This window comes from Amycolatopsis pretoriensis (genome assembly GCF_900107925.1).
Taxonomy (GTDB): Bacteria; Actinomycetota; Actinomycetes; order Mycobacteriales; family Pseudonocardiaceae; genus Amycolatopsis; species Amycolatopsis pretoriensis.
The window spans coordinates 408,150-428,930 of record NZ_FNUJ01000002.1 but is presented as its reverse complement, the minus strand read 5'-3'; the positions used below and the strand labels follow the sequence as shown (position 1 = coordinate 428,930).

Annotated in this window: 17 protein-coding genes; 9 read left to right on the top strand and 8 right to left on the bottom strand. The window is 72.2% G+C overall.

All coding sequences use genetic code 11. The features are described from left to right. Nucleotides 1-44 precede the first annotated feature (44 nt). Nucleotides 45-380 (top strand): cupin domain-containing protein, encoded by a 336-nt coding sequence (locus tag BLV96_RS08960; protein ID WP_086681726.1) that lies wholly within the window; start codon nt 45-47, stop codon nt 378-380. Here BLV96_RS08960 and BLV96_RS08955 read toward each other — a convergent pair. After that, entirely contained in the window at nt 365-988 is a 624-nt protein-coding gene (locus BLV96_RS08955; protein ID WP_086681729.1) for a maleylpyruvate isomerase N-terminal domain-containing protein, read from the bottom strand. The two genes, BLV96_RS08960 and BLV96_RS08955, sit on opposite strands and share 16 nt — an antisense overlap. A 61-nt stretch (nt 989-1,049) precedes the next feature. On the opposite strand from BLV96_RS08955, the gene BLV96_RS08950 reads away from it, so the two are divergent. After that, nucleotides 1,050-1,832, top strand: coding sequence for a hypothetical protein (locus BLV96_RS08950; protein ID WP_167379569.1), 783 nt, complete (start codon nt 1,050-1,052; stop codon nt 1,830-1,832). 818 nt (nt 1,833-2,650) lie between these two features. Here the strand turns inward: BLV96_RS08950 and BLV96_RS08945 are convergent. After that, nucleotides 2,651-3,556: a LysR family transcriptional regulator gene (locus tag BLV96_RS08945; RefSeq protein ID WP_091388969.1), complete on the bottom strand. Its 906-nt coding sequence runs from the start codon at nt 3,554-3,556 to the stop codon at nt 2,651-2,653. A 70-nt stretch (nt 3,557-3,626) separates the two neighbouring features. On the opposite strand from BLV96_RS08945, the gene BLV96_RS08940 reads away from it, so the two are divergent. Next, nucleotides 3,627-4,460: an SDR family NAD(P)-dependent oxidoreductase gene (locus BLV96_RS08940; RefSeq protein WP_086680206.1), complete on the top strand. Its 834-nt coding sequence runs from the start codon at nt 3,627-3,629 to the stop codon at nt 4,458-4,460. Nucleotides 4,461-4,464: 4 nt separating this feature from the next. On the opposite strand, the gene BLV96_RS08935 is transcribed toward BLV96_RS08940, so the two are convergent. Next, entirely contained in the window at nt 4,465-5,361 is an 897-nt protein-coding gene (locus BLV96_RS08935; protein ID WP_086680208.1) for an aldo/keto reductase, read from the bottom strand. Between the two features lie 84 nt (nt 5,362-5,445). Here BLV96_RS08935 and BLV96_RS08930 point away from each other — a divergent pair, with 84 nt between their 5' ends. The 5 genes from BLV96_RS08930 to BLV96_RS08915 all read left to right on the top strand — a co-directional run bounded on the left by BLV96_RS08930 (nt 5,446) and on the right by BLV96_RS08915 (nt 9,877). After that, entirely contained in the window at nt 5,446-6,018 is a 573-nt protein-coding gene (locus BLV96_RS08930) for a TetR/AcrR family transcriptional regulator (protein WP_086680210.1), read from the top strand. Nucleotides 6,019-6,038: 20 nt separating this feature from the next. Further along, nucleotides 6,039-6,578 (top strand): Chromate resistance protein ChrB, encoded by a 540-nt coding sequence (locus BLV96_RS08925; protein WP_167379568.1) that lies wholly within the window; start codon nt 6,039-6,041, stop codon nt 6,576-6,578. A 6-nt stretch (nt 6,579-6,584) separates the two neighbouring features. Next, nucleotides 6,585-7,721: an MFS transporter gene (locus tag BLV96_RS08920; protein WP_086676881.1), complete on the top strand. Its 1,137-nt coding sequence runs from the start codon at nt 6,585-6,587 to the stop codon at nt 7,719-7,721. Nucleotides 7,722-7,895: 174 nt separating this feature from the next. After that, nucleotides 7,896-8,072: a hypothetical protein gene (locus BLV96_RS49720; protein WP_158104140.1), complete on the top strand. Its 177-nt coding sequence runs from the start codon at nt 7,896-7,898 to the stop codon at nt 8,070-8,072. 26 nt (nt 8,073-8,098) lie between these two features. Continuing rightward, nucleotides 8,099-9,877, top strand: a complete 1,779-nt coding sequence (locus BLV96_RS08915) for an HEXXH motif domain-containing protein (protein ID WP_086676882.1) — start codon at nt 8,099-8,101, stop codon at nt 9,875-9,877. A 58-nt stretch (nt 9,878-9,935) separates the two neighbouring features. On the opposite strand, the gene fxsT is transcribed toward BLV96_RS08915, so the two are convergent. The 4 genes from fxsT to BLV96_RS08895 all read right to left on the bottom strand — a co-directional run bounded on the left by fxsT (nt 9,936) and on the right by BLV96_RS08895 (nt 18,108). Next, a complete protein-coding gene (gene fxsT, locus BLV96_RS08910; protein ID WP_091388964.1) occupies nt 9,936-14,141 on the bottom strand; it encodes an FxSxx-COOH system tetratricopeptide repeat protein in 4,206 nt (1,401 codons plus the stop codon). A 4-nt stretch (nt 14,142-14,145) separates the two neighbouring features. After that, nucleotides 14,146-15,162, bottom strand: a complete 1,017-nt coding sequence (locus BLV96_RS08905) for an AAA family ATPase (RefSeq protein WP_091388961.1) — start codon at nt 15,160-15,162, stop codon at nt 14,146-14,148. Then, on the bottom strand, nt 15,159-16,640 hold the full coding sequence (locus BLV96_RS08900) for a VMAP-C domain-containing protein (protein WP_091388959.1): 1,482 nt from the start codon (nt 16,638-16,640) through the stop codon (nt 15,159-15,161). Before BLV96_RS08900 ends, BLV96_RS08905 begins: the two co-directional genes overlap by 4 nt. A gap of 76 nt (nt 16,641-16,716) precedes the next feature. Beyond that, nucleotides 16,717-18,108, bottom strand: coding sequence for a helix-turn-helix domain-containing protein (locus tag BLV96_RS08895; protein ID WP_086682239.1), 1,392 nt, complete (start codon nt 18,106-18,108; stop codon nt 16,717-16,719). Nucleotides 18,109-18,258: 150 nt separating this feature from the next. Here BLV96_RS08895 and BLV96_RS08890 point away from each other — a divergent pair, with 150 nt between their 5' ends. Then, complete coding sequence (locus BLV96_RS08890; RefSeq protein ID WP_091388957.1) at nt 18,259-18,465, top strand: hypothetical protein; 207 nt, start codon at nt 18,259-18,261, stop codon at nt 18,463-18,465. Between the two features lie 45 nt (nt 18,466-18,510). Here the strand turns inward: BLV96_RS08890 and katG are convergent, their stop codons facing one another. Continuing rightward, entirely contained in the window at nt 18,511-20,769 is a 2,259-nt protein-coding gene (gene katG / locus BLV96_RS08885) for a catalase/peroxidase HPI (protein WP_086682242.1), read from the bottom strand. Nucleotides 20,770-20,781 lie beyond the last annotated feature (12 nt).

Sequence of the window (20,781 nt, the reverse complement as noted above, 5' to 3'; positions counted from 1 at the left end):
CCCGGACACTGGCCGAGCCTTCTCGACGGCGGCATCGTCGTGTCATGCACCCCGAAATCCTCGACCAGCCGGGCTACACCTCCGCCACCGTCCGGGAAGCACCCGTGCGCGAGCTGTTCCCCGGCATCCGCATCCGTCCACTGTGGACTGGACCGGGTGGCGCGCACGCGGGCGTCCTCGAGATGGACGCCGGCACGTCGTGGCCGCGCCGGGACGTCCACGAACCGGGGCCGGAGGAGGTGTTCGTCGTCGAAGGCACGTTCAACGACGGCGCGCGTGACCACCCCGCGGGTACGTTCCTGCACGCGCCGGCCGGTTCGTGGCACGTGCCCGCCAGCGCCACCGGCTGCACGTTGTTCCTGTTCTACCCGGAGGGCTGAACGCCCCAGCGCCAGTCCGTCTGCCGGCGGTGGCCGGGCAGGTCGCCGCGCCCGGTCGCCCAGAGCAGCGTCGCCCACGGGTCGGTGTCCGTGGGCGAGCCGGGGAAGAAGCGGGCGAGCAGCCGGGCGCAGAGATCGGCCTGCGGAGTCCACGGGAGGCCGAGCCCGGTGGTGACGTCGTGCATGTGCACCAGCGTTTCGCCGATCGCCATCGCGGCGAAGCCTTCGGTGTCCAGCACGCCGTCGTCGTGGTGGGAGCGGACGTCCGGCGGCGTGGTCCGCACCATGGCCGCGAGCAGGGCGCCGCACGCGTCGACGCACCGCAGCAGACCGGCCGGACCCGCGTCCCGGTCGGCGTAGAGGACGAGGCCGGGACCGCCTGGCCGGCGTTGGGCCCAGGCGAACGGCACGGAGCTTCCGGTGCCGGCGACGCGAGGGCCGAGCTGGGCGGCGTAGAAGAAGAAGTTGTCGGCGATGTGCTCGACGGTTTCCCAGCACGACCAGTCCATCGCGCCGGCCGGGTCGTCCCAAGCGGCGTCTCGCGCTTCGGCGAGGGTCGCGGTGGTCGCCCGCACGGTGTCTTCGACGTCGGCCGCGGTGATCGGCATCGGGCGAGCCTATCGGGTAGCGACCCTGGTGCCGAGCGGTTTACTGCGGTAGAACCGGAGTGTGGCCGGGCATGCCGCGGTGGAGCGGGACGTGCTGGTGCGGTACCTCGACGCGTGGACGGCGAAGGCACTGCGATCCCAGCGCGGCGGCACCTACGTCGAGTGCGGCGGCTTCGCGGCCGACGCGCTCCGGGTGTTCGGCGAGTTCGCCGACCGGTTGGACGGGCACCACCTGGAGCTGGTGGTCGTCGGTTCGTCCGCCCCGGCCGGGGCGCCGGAAGGGCTTTCCGTACAGGTGATTCCGTCTCTGGATGAGCTGGTTTCGGACGGGCCGGTACTAACCCATTTGGACGGTCCGGAGGCGTGGCCGCAGTTCGCTTCGCTGGCCCGGGGCAAGGGTCACGAGGTGATCGTCACCGCACCGGCGGGGGACCCCCGGGTTTCGGAGGGGTGCGCGGTGGAGCTGGTGGCCGAGGACGGCGAAGCGCGACTGCTGCTGTTCGCCACGGCGGACGTGAAACACCTGGCGACGTTCAAGAGCGAGCTGTGGGCGGTGGACGAGTTCGCGGGCATCCGCTACCACGACCCACACGACCCGGAGCGGACTTTGGTCGACATTTCGCTGACGCCGCAGCTGCTGCCGTTGCGCCGGGCGTTGCTGGCGGAGTTGGGGAAGCGGGGGAGGTGTTCGGTGGCGGAGCTGCAGCGCTTCACGTTGCTGGCGACGATCTACCGCCCGGAGGACGCAATCGGCGCGGTGGGCTCGGCGGTGGCGGCGGGGGAGGTGGTGAGGGAGCCGGAGAAGGGGCGGTTGACGCCGAAGGTGGTGGTGGGGCTTCCGTAGCGGACGGTGCAGGGCGGCCGGCCTCGCGGTGCGGCGACCCCGACGCGGCTCGGTCGGCCTGGCTCGGCCCACTCGGCCCGGCCCGGCCCGGCGGACTCGGCCTGGCTCGGCGCGGTCGGCGGAGCCCGGCGCGGCGCGGCGCAGCCCGGTCCGGCCCGGCGCGGCTGGGCTCGACTCGGTCCGGCTCACCCGCTTGGCCTCGCTCGCTCCGCTCGGCCCAGCCCGACTCGGCCTTGCGCCGCCCCCGCTCCCGCCCCTGCCGCGCTCCGGCCCGGCCGCCCTCGCTCGGCTCGGCCGCCCGTCCCGGTCGCCTCCGGCTCGGCCCGCCCCGGCCTGCCCCGGTTGGCTCGCTCGGTCCGTCCCGGGCCATCAGCCGCCTCGGTCGACTCGCCCGGCTCGCTCGGCCCAGCCCGGCTCGGCCTCGCGCCGCCCCCGCTCCCGCCCCTGCCGCGCTCCGGCCCGGCCGCCCTCGCTCGGCTCGGCCGCCCGCCCCGGTCGCCTCCGGCTCGGCCCGCCCCGGCCTGCCCCGGTTGGCTCGCTCGGCCCACCCCGGCCACCAGCCGCCCCGGCCCGCTCGGCCGGGCCCGGCGCGGCCACCCGCCCGCCCGCCCCAGCCGACTCCGGCTCGGTTTGCCCGGCTCCGGCCCCCGATCCGCCCCGGTCGGCTCGCCTGCCCTGGCCCCGGCCCGCCCAGAGCGGCTCGCCGGCCAGGCCTCACCCGGTCGATCCGCTCCGGCTTGACCCGCGTCCGGCTTGATCGGCTCGTGGCTGCGCCGGCGCCCCGAAATCGCAAGCGCGCGTAAAAGACCGCACGGCCGTCACGCGCTGACGGCGGCGTCGCGCAAGGCCGCGGCGACGCGCTCGGCCGCGTCGGACAGCGGCCGCGGCAGGTGTGCGAGCAGGACGCGCCGCTGCTCTCCGGGACCGCCGCGCACCGCCAGCACCCGGACCTCCGGCGGCACCACGGCGTCGAGCGAGCCCGGCACGGTCGTGATCCCGCAGCCGGCCGCGACGAGCCGCAGCTTCGCCAGCCAGTCGCGGGCCGTGTGGACGATCTCCGGCCGTTCGTCCAGCCCGGGCCACACACCCATCACGCGGTCGTCGCCCGATCCGGCGATCCACTGCTGCCCCCGCAGATCGGCGACGTCGACGTAGTCCCCGCGCGCCAGCGGGTGGGTCGCGGGCACGGCCACGCACAGGCCGCGCTCGGTCATCACCCGCACGGCCAGCGCCGGCGTTTCGGTGTCCGGCGGGCGGAACGGCGGCGCCGAGGCGACCAGCGCGAGGTCGAGCGTGCCGGCCCGCAGCGCGCGGACCAGCGCCGGCGTCCCGCCTTCCCGGCTGAGCACGGTGATGGCCGGGTACGTCCGCCGCAGCGCGGCGAGGGCCCGGGGGAGCAGGTCGGCGCCGGCGGTCGGGAACCAGCCCAGCCGGACCGTGCCCTGCTCGCCGGGCAGCCCGGCCAGCTCGCGCGCGGTGGCGTCGAGCGCGTCGATCACCCCGGCGGCCCGCCGCACCACGATCTGCCCGGCCGAGGTGAGCCGCACGCCGTCGTGGCGCCGTTCCAGCAACGGCGCCCCCGCGGCGCGTTCCAGCGACGCGATCTGCCGCGAGACCGCCGACTGGGTGTAGCCGAGCGCGGCGGCCGCGGCGGTGAGCGTGCCCCGCTCGGCCACCTCGCGGAAGACCCGCAAGGCGGTCAGGGAGGCATCGGAGAAGGCCATGACATCTACGCATACCAGGTCTGCGGTTCTTTCGCTTTCCGCATGACCTCGGCGGTCCTAGCGTGAAGTCATGAACTCCCCGAAAGTCGCCCTCGTCACCGGTGCCACCCAAGGCCTCGGCCTCGCCCTGGTCGAAGGGCTCGCCCAGCGTCTGTCCACTGAGGACACCGTTTACCTGACCGGTCGCGACGCCGGGAGGGTCGCCCAAGCCGTCGAAGCCATGCCCGCCGGCGGTGCCGAGGTCCGCGGCGAGGTCCTCGACGTCGCCGAGCCCGCGGCGTCCGGCCGCCTCGCCGCGAAGCTGGCCGAGCGGCACGGCGGCATCGACGTCGTGCTCGGCAACGCCGTCATGCGCGTCGGTCCCGACGACGACCCGCGCGCGATCGTCCACGACTACGCCGAGGTCAACAACTTCGGCACCACCCGCCTGCTCCGCGCCTTCGCGCCGCTGCTGCGCGACGGTGGCCGGTTCCTCGTCGTCGCCAGCTCGTTCGGCACGCTGCGGCACCTGGCCCCCGCACTGCACGACCGCTTCGACACACTGTCCTCATTGGACGAAGTGGACAAGCAGGTGGCCGCCTGGCGCGACGCGGTCGCGGACGGCAGCGCCCGCGCGGGCGACTGGCCGGGCTTCGTCAACATCCCGTCCAAGATCGGCCAGGTCGCGGCCGTCCGCACGCTCGCCGCGCGGCGCCGCGACGACGACCTGGCGCGCGGGATCCTGCTCGCCGCCGTCTGCCCCGGGATGATGAACACGCCGACGTCCGCGCTGTGGTGGGACGTCAGCACCGCGCCGAGCCCCGCCGAAGCGGCGAACACTGTGCTGGAGCTCGTGTTCCGGCCCGTGGACCCGGCGCAGTACGGCGAGCTCGTCCGCGACGGGGCCGTCCTGCCCTGGCGGTGACGGGTCACCCGAGCGAGGCGTCCAGGGACCGCGTCGGGACGGCGTCCAGGGCGGCCAGGGTGTCCGCGTCCAGCTCGAGGTCGCCGGCGGCGAGGTTGGCCTCCAGGTGCTCGACGCTCGCGGTGCCGGGGATGAGGTGGACGTTCGGCGCGTGGTGCAGCAGCCACGCCAGGCCGACCTGCGCCGGCGTGCGGCCGAGGTCCCGCGCGACGGTCTGGACCGCCGGCTCGTCGGTCACCTTCGGCAGGCCGGGGAAGGCGCCGCCGAGCGGGAAGAACGGCACCCACGCGATGTCCTCGGCGACGCAGAGCTCGACCATGTCCTCGTCGTCGCGCCCGACCAGGCTGTACGCGTTCTGGACGCACGCGATGCCGGCCGGCAGGGCCCGGCGCAGGGTGTCGAGGGTGACGCTGCTGAGCCCGATCGCGCCGATCTTGCCCTCGTCGCGCAGGGCCGTCATGACCGCGAGCTGGTCGTCGAGGCCGACCACCTGGTCGCCCTCGGCGAGCACGCCGGGCCGCCGGTCCGCGCGGCGCAGGTTGACCAGCGGGATCCGGTCGAGCCCGAGCGCGCGGAGGTTGTCCTCGACGCTCGCGCGCAGCTCTTCCGGGCGTTGCGCGAGCCGCAGCGGGATCGGGCCGCCGGGGTCGGGGTCGGCGCCGACCTTGCTGACGACCAGGACGTCGTCCCCGGGCCGCACGGCCTCGCGGATGACCTCGTTGACGAAGCCGTTGCCGTAGAACTGCGCGGTGTCGACGTGGTCGACGCCCAGGTCGAACGCCCGCCGCAGCAGCGCGACGGCCTGGTCGCGGTCGGCGTGGAGGCGTTCGAGCTGCATCGCGCCGTAGCCGACGCGGGAGACGGTGCGGCCGGCGAGCCGGGCACTCTTCGTGGAAGGCATGCGTGATCCCGTCCTCGTGCGATGATGGTGAAGCGGAGGAACCTCCGCTAAGCCGACCGTAGCACAACCGGAGGTGCCTCCGCTTTGCCTTCGCCGGAACCTGACCGGCCGGTGCGCTCCGACGCGCGCCGCAACCGGGAGAAACTCGTCGCCGTCGCACGGGCCGCCTTCGCGGCCGCCGACGGGACCGTCGCGCTGGAAGCGATCGCCCGCGAGGCCGGCGTCGGGATCGGCACGCTCTACCGCCACTTCCCGACCCGCGAGGCGCTCGTGGAAGCGGTCTACGCGGCCGAGCTCGACGACGTCACCGCGAGCGCGCCGGCATTGCTGGGGGAGTTGCCGCCCGAGGCCGCCCTGCGCGCGTGGATGGACCGGTACGCGGCGTTCGTCGAGACCAAACGCGGGATGGCCGACGTGCTCCGCGCGAGCCTGGCGTCGGGCCGCATCGCGACCCCGGTGACGCGGCGGCGCATCACCGAGGCGATCGGCGCGATCCTCGACGCGGGGGCGGGCGAAGGGGTGTTCCGCGTCGGTGTCGACCCCGAGGACGTCACGCTCATGGTGCTCGGCGCGTTCCTGTCGACGTCGGGCGACCAGGACCCGAAGCGGATCGGCCGGCTGCTCGACCTCGTCGTCGACGCACTGCGGCCGTTGTAACACGTGCTACATTCGACCTTGTGACGAACTGTTGCTGGTCGGTGCTCGTGGTGCGGGTGCCCGCCGAGCCGAGCCGCCACCGCGTCGCCGTCTGGCGCGAGCTGCGGCGGGCCGGGGCGCTGTCGCTGGGGCAGGGCGTCTGGGCGGTGCCGGACGCGCCGGTGTTCGCCGACGGCGTCGCGCGCGTGATCGAGCTGGCCGGCCGCGGCGACGGCGAGGTGCTGGTGCTGGACGCCGCGGGGCGCGCGGAGCCGGACGCCGCGCGGCTGGAAGCGTTGTTCACCGCGGAACGCACCGACGAGTGGGCGGAATTCCTGGCCGACTGCGGCAAGTTCGACGCCGAAATCGACAAGGAGATCCGCGTCGGCAAGTTCACGATGGCCGAGCTCGAAGAGGAAGAGCAGAGCCTGGAACGCCTGCGCCGGTGGCACCGCGACATCAAGGCCCGCGACGTCTTCGGCGCCCCCGCCTCGGCCGACGCCGACGAGCGCCTGGAGCACTGTGCCGGCCGGCTGGCCGAGTACACCGACCGGGTTTTCCGTGCCCTGCACCAGATGTGACGCGGGATGACCAGACAGCTCGCACCCGTCTACGCGGCGGGCTTCGTCACGGCCTTCGGCGCCCACAGCATCGCCGCCGGGCTCGGTGGTTACACCGAAGCCGAACACGCGTCGCTGCTGACACTGGGTTTGCTCCTGGCCGTCTATGACGGGGCTGAGGTCGTGCTGAAGCCGGTGTTCGGCGCGCTGGCCGACCGCGTCGGACCGCGTCCGGTGCTGCTCGGCGGACTGGTGGCCTTCGCCGTCGCGTCGGGAGCGTTCGTGCTCGCGGGCGACCCGGCGCTGGTCGGCCTGGCGCGGTTCGGACAGGGTGCCGCCGCGGCCGCGTTCTCCCCGGCGGCGGGCGCGCTCGTGGCCCGGCTGACGCCGGAAACGGGGCACGGCCGCGCGTTCGGCGGTTACGGCGCGTGGAAGGGCCTCGGCTACACGCTCGGCCCGGTCCTGGGCGGGGTCCTGATCACCCTGGGCGGCTACGCCCTCCTGTTCGCGACGCTCGGCGGGCTCGCGCTGGCGGTCGCCGGGTGGGCCGCGGTCGCGGTTCCGGTCGCACCGCCGTTGCCCCGCGCCCGCCAGACGGTCCTGGACCTGGTGCGCCGCCTGGCGAGCCGCGGATTCCTGCGGCCGACGGCGACGCTGGCGGCGGCGACGGGCGCGGTGGCGGTCGGCGTGGGCTTCCTGCCGGTGGCCGGCGCGCAGCTGGGCGCCCTGCCGACCGGAGCGGTGGTGTCCCTGCTGGCGGCCACGGGCGCGCTGGTCCAGCCGTGGGCGGGCCGGGCCCACGACGCGGGCCGCATCGGCGCGGCGGCGGGCATGGCGACGGGACTCGCGCTCGCCGCGGCGGGCCTGGCGACGGCGACGGTCCTGCCGGGAATCGCCGGGCTGCTGGTGGCGGCGGTGGCGATCGGCGCGGGAACGGGCCTGGCGACGCCGATCGCGTTCGCCCACCTGGCGGCGGCCACACCGAAGGAACGACTGGGCCAGACCATGGGAGCGGCCGAGGTAGGCCGCGAACTGGGCGACGCGGGCGGCCCGCTGTTCGTCGGCGCACTGGCCGCCGCGGGTTCGCTCACCCTCGGCTTGGGTGGGCTGGCGGGAGTGCTGGCGATTTTCGCGGCGGCGGTCGGAATCACCGCCCGCCGGTGAGCGACAACCCTCGTGGGTAGCTGACGGACAAGCCGAACCGGCCGCCCTCCGGAAACGCACAGTGTTCGGACCGGCGGGAATTGATCCGCCATGCGGCCGGTCACAAACCCGGTTTGTTGTTGCATGATGATTACTCCCCCCGATCGCGGGGCTCGTCGTGAGGGAGGACCTGACATGGGACAGGCGCGGGGCGAAGTCACCACCAGGATGGTCGATCTGTCCACTGTTTCCCTGGCCGATTTGCGCCTGAGCGACGACCCGGCGCTCCACAGCTCGCTGCGGCTGGTCGCCGGGCGGGCCGAGTGCAGCCGCACCGGCGTGCTGCAGAACCAGGCTCCGGACGCGCGTTGAACGGAGATTAGGGAACTCACGACCCGATGCTGGACACCCACCGGGTGTCATTGACCAACCTCGACGCGATGGCCGCGGGCCGGAGTGACGCGGCCATCGCCGGGCAGCTCAGGCAAGCCGACCGCAGCCGGCGGCTGACGCTGCTGCGAGCGGTCCTCGACGCCGCCGCCGAACTGAACCCCGCGATGTCCCCGTTGCCGCCGCTGGATGCGGCGTGGACGCTGCTGATCGAGGCGCAGCAACGGGATCCGGCCGCGACCGACCGCGTCCTCGCGCACCCGCACACGGGACTGTGGGCGGCGAACGTCCTGCAGCGGCTGGCGAAAGGCGGTGCCGGCGACCCGCCGCTGTGGGCCGATCTCGGCGGTCTCCACCGGCTGGCCACCGCCGCGGCGATCCGCGCCGGATCCGGCTTCCGGTCCCGGGTCCCGGTGTGGCGCGGCCGGCTGATGCTGCCGACCCTCGGCCTCGCCGACGTCCGCAGCCGCCGCGAGTGGGATTTCGCACAGGTGCACGCCGAGGGCGGGCACGTCCTCGTGCGCGGGCCGTCCGGCAGTGTGCAGCTGCCCGACGACAGCTCGGCCGACGGCCCGGGCTGGCTTGCCCTGCGCTCGCTGCCCATCGGGGACGACGAGCTCGTCCTCGACGACATCGACCCCTACCGCGAGTTCGACGGGCCTGTTCCACCGCAGCGGCTCGCGGCCGGCGAAGTGGCGCAGTGGGCGGAAGTCCTGGACGCCACCTGGCGGCTGCTGACCGAGCACCACGCCGAGATCGCGGCGGAACTCGCCGCGGGCCTCACCACCCTGGTGCCGAGGGCGGCGGTCGACCGGTTCACCCCCTACAGCGCGTCGCACAACGAGGTCTTCGGCTCACTGGTGCTGTCGCGGCCGCCGGACGCGACGACGTTCGCGGCCACCCTCGTCCACGAATTCCAGCACAGCAAGCTCGGCGTGCTGCTGGTGCTCGTCGACCTGCTCGATCCCACCGGGGACAACGACTCCGCCCGGCTCTACGCCCCGTGGCGCGACGACCCACGCCCGGCCATCGGGCTCCTGCACGGCGCCTATTCGTTCCTCGGCGTGACCGCGTTCTACCGCGGCCACTACCCGGTGACGGACGGATTGGTGGCCCGGGCCGCGCAGTTCGAGTTCGCCTACCGGCGCGAGCAGACGGCCCACGCCGTCGGCACGTTGCTCACCGAAGCGGAACCGTCGGCGCTGGGCCGCCGGTTCCTCGCCACGGCCCGGGACCGGCTGCGCGAATGGGGAACCGAGCCGCTGCCCGCCGACATCGCGCGCGCGGCCGGCCGCGCGAACCTCGACCACCGGCTGTCGTGGCGGCTGCGGCACCTGCGGGTCGCCGACCGGGTCGTGGCGGAGCTCGCCGAGGCCTGGCTGCGGAACCGGCCGTGCCCATTCGTCCCGGCCGCGCCGCCGGACCTGGTGCCAACCACCGGGTCCGCCGGGCAGGCGCGGCTCACGCTCACCCGGACGTGGCTCACGGACCCGGACCTCTACGACGTCTACCGCGCCGAGCCGGAACTGGCGATGGCGGAGATCGCGGGGGTGTCCGCCGCGGACCTGGCCCTCGTGGACGGCGACCCGATCGCGGCCGCCGAGCTTTACCGGCGACAGCTCGCGAGCACGCCCGACTCCCCGGCCGCCTGGGCAGGATTCGCGCTGGCCACCCGGCATCCAGTGCTCGTGAGCAGTCCGGAGCTGGTGGCGGCGGTGCACCGCGAGGTTCGGCATCGGCGGGGAGTGGCGCCCGACCCGGATCGGCTGGCGCGTTGGCTCGGCTGAACGCACGAAACCCCCGGCAGGTTCCCCGGCCGGGGGTTTCGCGAAGTGAAACGTGGGTTCAGATCTGCATCGGGTCGATGTCGCAGTTGGCGCGGTGGTTGAACTGGGCGTCCGCCGTCGCCGGGTGCTCCGAACCGAGCACCTGACGCAGCCGCTGGACGGCGTTCAGCTGAAGGCCGTCCGCTTCTTCGCCACGGCCGAGCCCGCGCAGATCGAGCGCCTGGTTGACCAGCAGCGCCAACGTCGACGGGTGATCCGCGCCGAGCACGCGCTCGGAACGTTCGAGCGTCTTCACGTCGAGCCGGTACGCCGCTTCGTAGTCACCCGATTCGGCCAGGTCACTCGCGTGGTTCGTCGCGCAGACCAAGGTGAACGGGTGATCCTCGCCCAGCGCCTCGGTCATGTCGGCCAGTGCGCGTTCCCCGAGTTCCCGCGCCTGCTCGACCGAACCGAGCAGGCGCAACGTGACCGCGAGGTTGGTCGCGGCGGCCACGCTGAACGGGTGCTTCTGGCCCCAGCTCGCCTCGTATAGGTTCTTGACGTGGTCCCCGAGCCGCCGGGCTTCGGCGAGATTGCCGTCCTGGCGGTGCTCGATCGACAGGTCCATCGTCGCGGACATCGCGTCCGGGTGGGATTCCCCGTACTTGGTGACCAGCCCGTCGGTGGCCTCCATGGCCAGCGTGAGCGCCTTCTTGTCGCGGTGTAGACCCGCTTTGCGGTAGGCGATCGCGAGGTTCTTGATGGCCGAGAGGGTCATCGGGTGCCGGCCGCCGAGCTGCGCCCGCATGCGGCGGACGGTGTCCTCCTGCTCGGTCCGCGCCCGCAGGTAGTCACCCGTTTCGCGCAGGTCGACCGACCAGTTGTCCAGCGTCAGCAGCGTGTGCCGGTGATCCGCGCCCAGCACGGTCTGCTTGCGCTGCGCCGTCCGCTCGTCCAGGTCGCGTGCTCCGGCGAAGTCGCCGACCAGCCGCAGGCTCAGCGCATAGTTGTTCGCCGCGGCGAGCGTGTCCGGATCTTCGTCGCCGAACCGGTCCAGTGCGCTGAGGTACGCGAACTCGTTCATCTGGCGCGCCCGCTCGAAGTCGCCCTTGGCTCGCAGGTCCGAAGCGACGCCGTGCATGGTGAGCAGTGTTTCTTCGTGCGTTTCGCCGAGCGTTTCCTGCATCAGCGCGAGCGTCCGCTCCGCGACGATGCGGCCTTCCTCGAAATGGCCGAGCGCCCGGAGCATGCGACCCCACCAGCGCGAAACGACGAGCGTGTCGGCGTGTTTCTCGCCGAGCTTCTCGTTCCAGAACTGCGCATAGTCCTGAGCCATCTCGAGCGCGCCCGCAGGGTCACCGAAGGCGAAGAGGTAGTTGACCGCGTTGATCGCCATCCGGCGTACCCAGCGGTCGGTGCAGTTGCGGGCGTCGACGGCCCGGATGTGCGGCAGCATTTCCGCGTAGCGCGACCAGTAGTCGACCGAGTCGGGCTGCTTGGGGTCGCGGTTGGCGAGCAGCAGGTGCGCGGTGTGGCGCACCCGCTCCTGGTCCTCCGGCCCGAGTTTGTTGCGCAGCACCAGCTGAACGAGCCGGTGCAGCTGGAGCGTGTCGCTGCGGTGGTCGATCTTGGCGAGGCTGTAGCGGTTGATCTCGCGGATCGCGCGGCTCAGCTGGATGGGGTCGCCGAGGGTCTGCTCGAGCGCTTCCGACGTCGGGACGTTGCGGACACCGCTGAACATCGCCCGCGGAATCGGCTCGGGGGAGAAAAACGCGCACACTTCGAGAAGTTCCAGCGCGCCGGGGTTCTCGTCGCGCAGCCTGTCCAGCGACACGTTCCACGCGGCTTCGACCGCGACGTCGTAGTCCGCGGGCGGGCGCGACTGGAGCAGTTCGGTCCGCTTGTTCTCGAACAGTTCCAGGTACTCGTCGGTCGCCATGCCGGTTTCGGCGCGCCACGCCGCGGCCTGCTCGACCGCCAGCGGCAGGTCGCCCAGCACGGTGGCCAGCCGGTCGGCGTCGTCGTCGGCGAGGTCGTGGTTGCGGCGCTGCAGCAGTTCGCGGCTTTCCGACCGCCGGAAGACGTCGACCTCGACCGCCTGCGAAACCTCGGACCACTGCGGGTTCCGGGACGTCACGAGGATGTGGCCCTCACCGCGTCGCGGCCAGAACCGGCGGACGTCCTCGGGCCGGTCGGCGTTGTCGAACACCAGCAGCCAGCGGCGATAGGGCTCGCCGCTGCCCAGCGCTTCGAGCACGGCGGGCACCGCGGTGTCGACGGACTGCTCCACGGGAAGGTCGAGGCGCTTCGCCAGTTTAACCAGCGACGCCTGGATTTCCGACGGGTTCTCCGAAGGGATCCACCAGATCAGGTCGTATTCTTCGGCATGGCGGTATACGTATTCGACCGCGATCTGGGATTTGCCGATGCCGCCCATCCCGTGCAGCGCGCCGGGCAGTACAGCTGTACGGGTGGATTTGGAAAGTTCACCGTGCAATGCCCGCAGGATGTCCCCGCGACCGATGAAGTTGACATTGCGCAGCGGAACGCCGCCCCAGACGGCGGGCTGCTGGCCGGAGTGGCGGACCTCGGTGCCCGGCTCCGATCTCGTGGTAGTCACAGAGATCCCTCGAGGGTTGATCGGTTCAGCTTGCGGGCTGGACCCTACCGGATGTGGACCTGGAGATGCCCCTAGGCCTTCCGGTGTCCTAGTCGCGCGCGCGCCACCGTCGTTACGGGACCCCCTAAACCGTTCCAAGGCATCACCCAATCGGTTAGCTCGACGTGTGTAAGGCCCCGACAGTGCTCTTAGAACGTCACGTTGGACAGTCAACAACGGTTCACTGCGCGACGTAACCACCGGTAGAGTGGCGTCGTCGGGAGCCTCGAGCGCATTGCGCAGATTCGCGACCGCCGGCTCCTGCGGACCGAGGACGTCCTGGACCACCCGCTGCACCCGCGCGGTGTCCGCGCGCGAAACCAAGGCCAGCAGCCGCCGGCGCAGTCCCGGCGCGAAATCGTACTCGACCGGGCTTTCCTCGTCCGCCGGCACGCGGTGCAGCAATCGGCCCAGCTGGATTTCGGCCAGGTGCGCGGGTCGTGCCTGCGGCATCAGGGTGCCGTGCACCGCCTGCATCACGCGCAGGGTGAGCGGGGCCGCCGCGAGCAGCCCGGCCAGGCGAATGGCGGGCGAAGTGCCGGTGGCGAGGAACTGGTCAAGCCGTTCCGTGGGCGACGGGGGTTCTTCGGTCTCCGCCACGTCGTCCGCGAGGTTTTCCTCCGCCGGGGGAACCAGCACCGGGAGCTGCACGGCCGGGGTGCCCGAAATCAGCTCGGCCCAGCGCCGCACGTGCCTGGGGTCGAGTTCCAGCACCGGGATCGGGTTCGCGGTACCGGGGCGGACCCTGTGCAACGCCTGTGACACCACGCGTACGCCTGTCCAGCTCCACCGTTCGGCGGGCAGGAGGTGGAACAGGCTGACCTGACAAGTCTTGGCCCACAACGACAGCACTTCGAACATCGACCCGCTGCGCCACGCGGGGCCGACGCCGTCGCTGAGCACGACGATGACGCGCCGCCCGGTCGGATCCGCCAGCTGCGCCGGTTCGCAGCCGGTACCCGGTGCGGTTTCCACGAATCGGACGTCCGGTTCGTCGGTGTCCACCGAAACCGTTTTGACGTCGGAAAACGCGCCCTGCCTTTCCAGCAGGGCGCGAAAAGCGCGGGAAGTGCGTTCCCAAAACACCATCGAGGAACCGCGGTCGACGACCAGCACGATCTCGAACGGGTGACCTCGGGAAGCCCGGTGCACGGGCAGCCACACTTTCGTCTCCGCCGCCGCGACCGCCGTTTCCTCCTCGTCCAATTCGGTCCGGTGCTTCAGCCGGACCAGGCGGTTCAAGGGCCTGAGCGCCTTCGCCAGGCCTCGGGGCAGGCTCGGCGGCACCGTGCGGATCGGCCGTGGCGCGGCGGATCTGCGCGCTCGCGGCCGCACCGGGACCGGTTCGAGGGGAACGGGAGCCGGTTCCGGGTGCTCGCCGGGCCGGCCCGGGTCCGGGCGGCCCGGCAGCACGTGGTCGACGCGGGACTTCGCCACCGGCGGTGGCTCGGATTCCGGTTCCGGTGCCGACGGAGGTGGCGGTGGGGGTGGTGGGGGATCGGGGCGCGGATCCGCTCGCGCGCGCGGCGGTTCGCTCGCCGCGATCCGGGCGGCGAGCCAGACCGCGTCGGCGATCTCGTCGGCGTTGAGCGCCTCGGTGGGGAGGCGGTCGACCGGGTCGGCCATGGGCTCAGTCCGTTCCCTGGACGTTGAGCCGCCGCCACAGGGTGCCGCGCAGCACCTCCCAGTTCGCGTCGTGCTGGTGCGCCCCTGAGGTCGTCAGATGCAGGGCGTTGAGCAGCTGGTCGTTGGCGAGGCCGCCCTCCTGGCCGCTGTTGGCGAGGAACTCGTGGATCAGGTCGTCGCTGCGGGGCGGGACGTCGCGGAAGTGCGCCGCGACCATGCTCACGAGCTGTTCGAAGCCGGGCTGCGGCATGTCGAGCCGCAGGCAGCGGCGCAGGAACGCGGGCGGGAAGTCCCGTTCGCCGTTGCTCGTCACCACGACCACCGGGAACGCGCGGCACCGCACGTGCCCGTCGCGCACGGTCGCCCGGCCGCCGCGGTCGTGGGTGAAGACGGTGACCTCGGGCTGGGTGGCGGCGATCCGGGCCAGCGGCTGGATCTCGAAGTCGCCGTCCTCGAACACCGCCAGCAGATCGTTGGGCAGGTCGATGTCCGATTTGTCCAGCTCGTCGATCAAAAGCACGCGTGGCCGGTCGTAGGGCAGCAGCGCGGTGCCGAGCGGGCCGAGGCGGACGAACCCGCCGATGCCGGCGCCCTCCTCGGTCGCGGCGGCCTGGACGCGGCCGATGGCGTCGTAGTCGTACATCCCGTCGCGGGACGTCGTGCGGCTGCTGATCGGCCAGCGCAGCACCGGTCCCAGCCCCAGTTCGCGCGCGATCTTGTAGGCCAGGCTGGACTTGCCGGTGCCGGGGTTGCCGGTGATCAGCAGCGGGCGCCGCAGGTACAGCGCCGCGTTCACGGTCAGCACCTCTTCGAGCGTCGCGTCCCGCGCCGAGGCCACGGCCGGCACGCCCAGCCGGCGGACGAACTCGGCGTCGGACGCCGCCGGGACGGGCACCGCCGGGCCGCCGTCGAACCTGCGCCAGCTCGGCGGCGCGGGCAGCTCGGGCGCGTCCTCGCCGGCGGACGGCGGCAGGCCGTGCCCGCGGTAGACGCACCAGGGCGGGATCTCGGCACCGCTCATCGCGCGGGCACCTCCTCGATCGGGGCCGCGGGCGGATCCTGCGGCTCGACGGGCCTGTCCGGGTCGTCCCACAGCAGCGAAACCCGGCTCCCGACGTGGGAGTCCGGCCGGGCGGCCTGACGGGCCCGGCTGCGCAGGAGGCGTAGGTGCTCGACCAGTTCGGGCAGGAAGTCGCGCAGGGACTTGATCTCCGCTTCGAACGCCGAGCGGGCGGCCTCGGTGCGGTGCCAGATCATCACCGGGATGCCGGTCCGGACGCCGACGAGCACCTCACCGGGGTCCGTGCTGTCCGGCACCGAACGCAGGACCAGCGACAGGACCTTCTTCTGGGCGGCCAGTTTCGCGTCGAGCGCGGTCAGGTGCCGCCGTTTCGAGCCGTCGCTCCACAGCCAGTGCTCTTCCGGCGTCGTCAGTCCGGCGGGCACCTTCTTGAGCAGGTCCCAGCGCCGCCGCCATTCCCGGTGCCAGCGCGGCGAACGCGCGCGGTCGAGGCTGCGCACGACGACCGGGTAGTGCAGGCCGAGCGGGCGCGGCAGGGAGCTGCCCGCCTCCAGGTCCCACTGGTCGACAGGCAGGTTCAGCAGCGCATAGGGGAGCAGGAACTCGATCCGGATCGCGGTGGCGTTCTGCGCCCAGCCGGTTTCGGCCTCGGCGACCAGCGCGGCCACGTGCGTGCGGACGGCGTCGAGATCGCCGGTGAACGGCTCGCTCCGCCGCGGCCGCCATCCGCTCGGATCGTTGTGCCGCCAGTGCACGACGACGAGCAGCCCGGTGTCGAGCAGATCGGGCTCGATGCGCACGACGAGGTAGGCGACGACTTCTTCGGGCGTGCTGGGTTCGGTGGCGCGCGCCAGCCGGACGGCGCCGATCTGCTCGGTCACGCCCAACCGGGCGGCCTGGCGGTCGTTCCAGTCCCGCAACCCTTCGGCGCGCTGCTCGTCGGCGGCGGCCGCGAGGTATTCGACGAACAGCAGCAGGGGAGGAATCCCGTCGGGCTGGGCGTTCATCCGTTCCAGGGTGGCGAGCGCGTCCGCAGGCCGGTGATCGGCCGAGGTCAGTTCGGCGGCGGGCCCGGCGGCCGCCCGCACGAGCTCGGCCAGCCGGCTGCTCGGGTTCTCCCCGAGCAGGTTCAGCAGTTCCTGGCGGTCGTACTCGGTGACGAGGTCGAGGGTGGCCATGTCTTCGACGGCGGACCGCGCCCGCTGCACGGGAATCGACCCGGGCTCCATCTGTTCGACGGCATCGACGAAGGCGGACAGCGCCCGCGGGTGCTGCCGCCGGCAGGCCTGCACGATGCCGATCAGGCTGGCCCGCGTGGTCGGCAGGTCCTCGACGACCAGTGGCATGCCGAGGTGATCGGCGAGAAGTTCCAGGCAGAGGCGCCGGCTACCGGGATCCCGCAGCGACGGGATCTGCTCCAGGCAGTCGATGAGGAAGCCCAGGGAGCTCGGGTAGTCAGACCCGTTCCACGACGTCACCCCGCCCCTCCCTCGCCCTCCGGAGTTAAGGGGATATCCCAGCATGACCCACCGGGACAACCGCTCGGGTGCGATCTCAACCGGACGGCCTATCGACGGCGGCCGGACGGACCGGCCCGGACAACGTTCGGTGACCGAGGCGAGGAGCCGATGACAGCGCGACCGCGCGCAAGGCGGTCACCGCGTCCAAGGTCATCCAGACCGGCAGGTCCCCGTTGCCCCACGCCCACAGCCCGCGGCGAGGCTCGTACCGGCTCCACAAAGCCTCCACCGCGCCCTGCAGCCGGCCCGGCGTTTCGGGGAGTGCCATGAGCACCCATGCCGGCGTGAAATGCCGGATGAACGCTCTCGTCAAGCCTTGTCCGTCCTGCCGGCGCCGCGTGATTTCTTCCGCCGCCCCGTCGTAGGCCCAATTCGTGTCGAGCAGCCACGGTGTCGACTGGTCTATGGCTTCGCGGACATCGGCGCGGTGGTCGGCGTGGGCGGCTCGAAGGGCGGCCACCGCCAGCGCGGTATGGGCGGCCGATGGCCGGGGCGAGGCGAGGCCGGGTTCGACCTTTTCCGGCCACAGCGCCATCCCGTCGAAGTTCAGCCGGGCGGCCAGCAAGTCGTTGACGAGCCTGGTGGCCAGCGGAGCGTCCGGGCGGAGCCGTGCCACAGTCCGGAGAACCGTCGCGAGCAGGAACGGCCGGGTGGCGGTGAAGGCGTCGACCGAACGTTCGATGAGCGCGAGCGCGGAGTCGACCGGCATCGGCGTTCCCACGCGGAACAGCGCGTCCAGCACCGTCGCGGTGACTTCCGGCCGCACCGCCGAGGAAGGTCCGACCCAGGCGCCCGACGACGTCCGCATCCGCAGCAGACTGTGGGTCACCGCCCCGAGGTCGACGTACGGCTCCTCGACCACGAGCATCGTCTTCAGGCCGTATGCCGTGCTGAGAGCCGTCGCGGCGTGGTTCTTCGTCAGGTCCTGGCACCAGCCGACCGGATCGCCGTTCTCGTCGTGGATGAGCCGTCGCGCCAGTTCCACACCGACCCGGCGGAAGATCGTGGGTACCGACACGGTGTCATCGGTTCGGTCTTGCCGGGGAGCCGGCGATTCGCTGCCGATTTCCGCGACCGCGTGCGTGGCCCGGATCCCGTCGCGCCGGGGGCCGGCCAAGGCTCGCTGCAGAACCGCCCACCGTTCCCGCCAGTCCTGTTCGTCGATGGTGTCGGCCGGCAACGGCCGGCCCAGGGATTCCGCGTGCTCGACGCACGCCTTGACCAGCGCGAGCACGTGTTCGAGCTTCGGCGTGGTGTGGCCACTGAGCTTGTCCTGGATGGTCGAGCGCGTCATCTCCATCCTTCTGCCTTGCCGCCGGGTCAAGGCGACCAGCCGGCTGACGGACGGTTCGCCCGCCCGGAGCCGCAGTTCGCGCAACCGTGCCGCGAACTGGTCGACGGGGTCCTGCTCGGTCGGCTCGGCCACCGCATCGTCCTCCCGCGAGGATCGTCCGGAAACGTCCGGACGGATGCCGACTCTAACCCCGGTCGCCCGGATCTTTCCGGGAATCTCGCCGGACGGCCGCCGGATGGGGCGTCATTGACCTACCAGGTCGTCCGGCCCCCAGGAGGAACCGTGCTTTCGACCGCGATGATCGTGCTGGAAGCCTTGACCGGCACCCTTTATCCGGTGACCGTTGCGACGATCGCGTCGGTAGCCGCTTTCGCCCGCGGCAAAGAGCGCCGCGAGGCGGCACGGGAAGTGCTCGTCATTCTGCTTCTGCGGAAATCGGCCGCCGGAAAACGACCCGGGCCACCACACGAGCGGTCTCCGGAAAGCTAACGGGCCCGGCCGAAGATCGGCCGGGCCCGTTAGCTCCAAAAAGGATCAGACCAGGTCGAACCGGTCCAGCTCCATGACCTTCGTCCACGCCGCCACGAAGTCCGACACGAACTTCTCGCGCGCGTCGTCGCTTGCGTACACCTCGGCCAACGCTCGCAGCTGGCTGTTCGCGCCGAAGACCAGGTCGACCGCCGTGGCCGTCCACTTCAGCTTCTCCGTCGTCACGTCGAGGATCTCGTACACGTTCTCCTCGGACTCCGACGCCTTCCACTTCGTGCCCGGGGCGAGCAGGTTGGCGAAGAAGTCGTTCGTCAGCACGCCCGGCTGGTCGGTCAGGACGCCGTGCCCGCCGTCGGACAGGGCTCGCATGCCGCCCACCAGGACCGTCATCTCCGGGGCCGTCAGGTTCAGCAGGTACGCGCGGTCGACCAGGAGCGTCTCCGGCTGGAGCTTCTCGCCCGCCCGCAGGTAGTTGCGGAATCCGTCCGCGCGCGGCTCGAGGACCTTGAACGAGTCGACGTCCGTCTGCTCCTGCGTCGCGTCCGTGCGGCCGGGGTGGAACGGCACCGTGGTCTCGACGCCGGCGTCGCGCGCCGCCTTCTCGACCGCCGCCGAGCCCGCCAGCACGATCAGGTCGGCCAGGGAGATCTGCGCGCCGCCCGCCTCGTTGAACTCGCGCTGGATGCCCTCCAAGGCGGAGAGCACCGGCTCCACGCCCTCGTTGACGGCCCAGCTGCGCTGCGGCTCCAGGCGGATGCGAGCGCCGTTCGCGCCACCGCGCTTGTCGGTCGAGCGGAAGCTCGCGGCCGACGCCCACGCGGTCGAAACCAGCTGCGAAACCGTGAGACCGGAGTCCAGCACCTTCGCCTTGAGGGCGGTGATGTCGGCGTCGCCCACGAGGTCGCCCTCGACGGCCGGCACCGGGTCCTGCCACAGCTGCGGCTCGGCCACCCACGGGCCCAGGAAGCGGCTGACCGGGCCCATGTCACGGTGCAGCAGCTTGTACCAGGCCTTGGCGAACGCCAGCGCGAACTCGTCCGGGTTCTCCAGGAACCGGCGCGAGATCGGGCCGTACACCGGGTCGAAGCGCAGCGACAGGTCCGTCGTCAGCATCGTCGGCTTGTGCTTCTTGTTCGGGTCGTAGGCGTCCGGGATGATCTCCGGCGCGTCCTTGGCGACGTACTGCTTGCCGCCGCCCGGGCTCGTCGTGAGCTCCCACTCGTAGCCGAACAGGATCTCGAAGAAGCGGTTGCTCCACTCGGTCGGCTTGTCGGTCCACGTCACCTCGAGGCCACTGGTGATCGCGTCCGCGCCCTTGCCGCTGCCGTGGGTGCTCAGCCAGCCGAGGCCCTGGGTCTCCAGCTGCGCGCCCTCGGGCTCCGGGCCGACGTGGTCGTCCGCGACACCGGCGCCGTGGGTCTTGCCGAAGGTGTGGCCGCCGGCGATGAGGGCGACGGTCTCCTCGTCGTTCATCGCCATCCGGGCGAAGGTCTCGCGGATGAAGTGCGCCGCCGCCTCGAAGTCCGCGCTGCCGCGGGGACCCTCGGGGTTGACGTAGATGAGGCCCATCTCGGTCGCCCCGACCTCGGGCGCCATCTCCGAGTCGCTGACGTAGCGCTCGTCACCCAGCCAGTCGTCTTCGGGGCCCCAGAAGATCTCTTCCGGCTCCCAGGTGTCGACGCGGCCGAAGCCGAAGCCGAAGGTCTTGAAGCCCATCGACTCCAGGGCGACGTTGCCGGCCAGCACCAGCAGGTCGGCCCAGGAGATCTTCTGGCCGTACTTCTGCTTGACCGGCCACAGCAGGCGGCGCGCCTTGTCGAGGTTGGCGTTGTCCGGCCAGCTGTTCAGCGGGGCGAAGCGCTGGCCGCCGTCACCGGCGCCGCCGCGGCCGTCGTGGATGCGGTAGGTGCCCGCCGCGTGCCAGCTCATCCGGATCATCAGGCCGCCGTAGTGGCCGAAGTCCGCCGGCCACCAGTCCTGCGAGGTGGTGAGGACGTCGCTGATGTCGCTCTTGAGGGCCTCGACGTCGAGCTTCGCGAACTCCTTGGCGTAGGCGAAGTTCTCGCCCAGCGGGTTGCTCTTCGACGAGTGCGCGTGCAGCACCGTCAGGTCGAGCTGGTTGGGCCACCAGTCCTTGTTGGTGCGCGGACGGCCACCCGTCTTCGGCTGCGGCGAATCGATCGCCGGGTTCTCGCTCTCACTGCCGTGCGCGGTCACCGAGTCGTGCGCGACCGGGCAGCCGGCCGCCGCCTTCTGGTCCACACCCTGTGCGCTCGAGGGGGTGTTGTCCTGGGTGTTGCTCATCTACTTCCTTCC

What these genes read in the sequence shown, in the direction of transcription:
- BLV96_RS08940 (WP_086680206.1), top strand. Translation starts at nt 3,627, where the DNA reads ATGAACTCCCCGAAAGTCGCCCTCGTCACCGGTGCCACCCAAGGCCTC.
- BLV96_RS08935 (WP_086680208.1), bottom strand. Translation starts at nt 5,361, where the DNA reads ATGCCTTCCACGAAGAGTGCCCGGCTCGCCGGCCGCACCGTCTCCCGC.
- BLV96_RS08920 (WP_086676881.1), top strand. Translation starts at nt 6,585, where the DNA reads ATGACCAGACAGCTCGCACCCGTCTACGCGGCGGGCTTCGTCACGGCC.
- fxsT (WP_091388964.1), bottom strand. Translation starts at nt 14,141, where the DNA reads ATGGCCGACCCGGTCGACCGCCTCCCCACCGAGGCGCTCAACGCCGAC.
- BLV96_RS49720 (WP_158104140.1), top strand. Translation starts at nt 7,896, where the DNA reads ATGGGACAGGCGCGGGGCGAAGTCACCACCAGGATGGTCGATCTGTCC.
- BLV96_RS08945 (WP_091388969.1), bottom strand. Translation starts at nt 3,556, where the DNA reads ATGGCCTTCTCCGATGCCTCCCTGACCGCCTTGCGGGTCTTCCGCGAG.
- BLV96_RS08960 (WP_086681726.1), top strand. Translation starts at nt 45, where the DNA reads ATGCACCCCGAAATCCTCGACCAGCCGGGCTACACCTCCGCCACCGTC.
- BLV96_RS08955 (WP_086681729.1), bottom strand. Translation starts at nt 988, where the DNA reads ATGCCGATCACCGCGGCCGACGTCGAAGACACCGTGCGGGCGACCACC.
- BLV96_RS08905 (WP_091388961.1), bottom strand. Translation starts at nt 15,162, where the DNA reads ATGAGCGGTGCCGAGATCCCGCCCTGGTGCGTCTACCGCGGGCACGGC.
- BLV96_RS08915 (WP_086676882.1), top strand. Translation starts at nt 8,099, where the DNA reads ATGCTGGACACCCACCGGGTGTCATTGACCAACCTCGACGCGATGGCC.
- katG (WP_086682242.1), bottom strand. Translation starts at nt 20,769, where the DNA reads ATGAGCAACACCCAGGACAACACCCCCTCGAGCGCACAGGGTGTGGAC.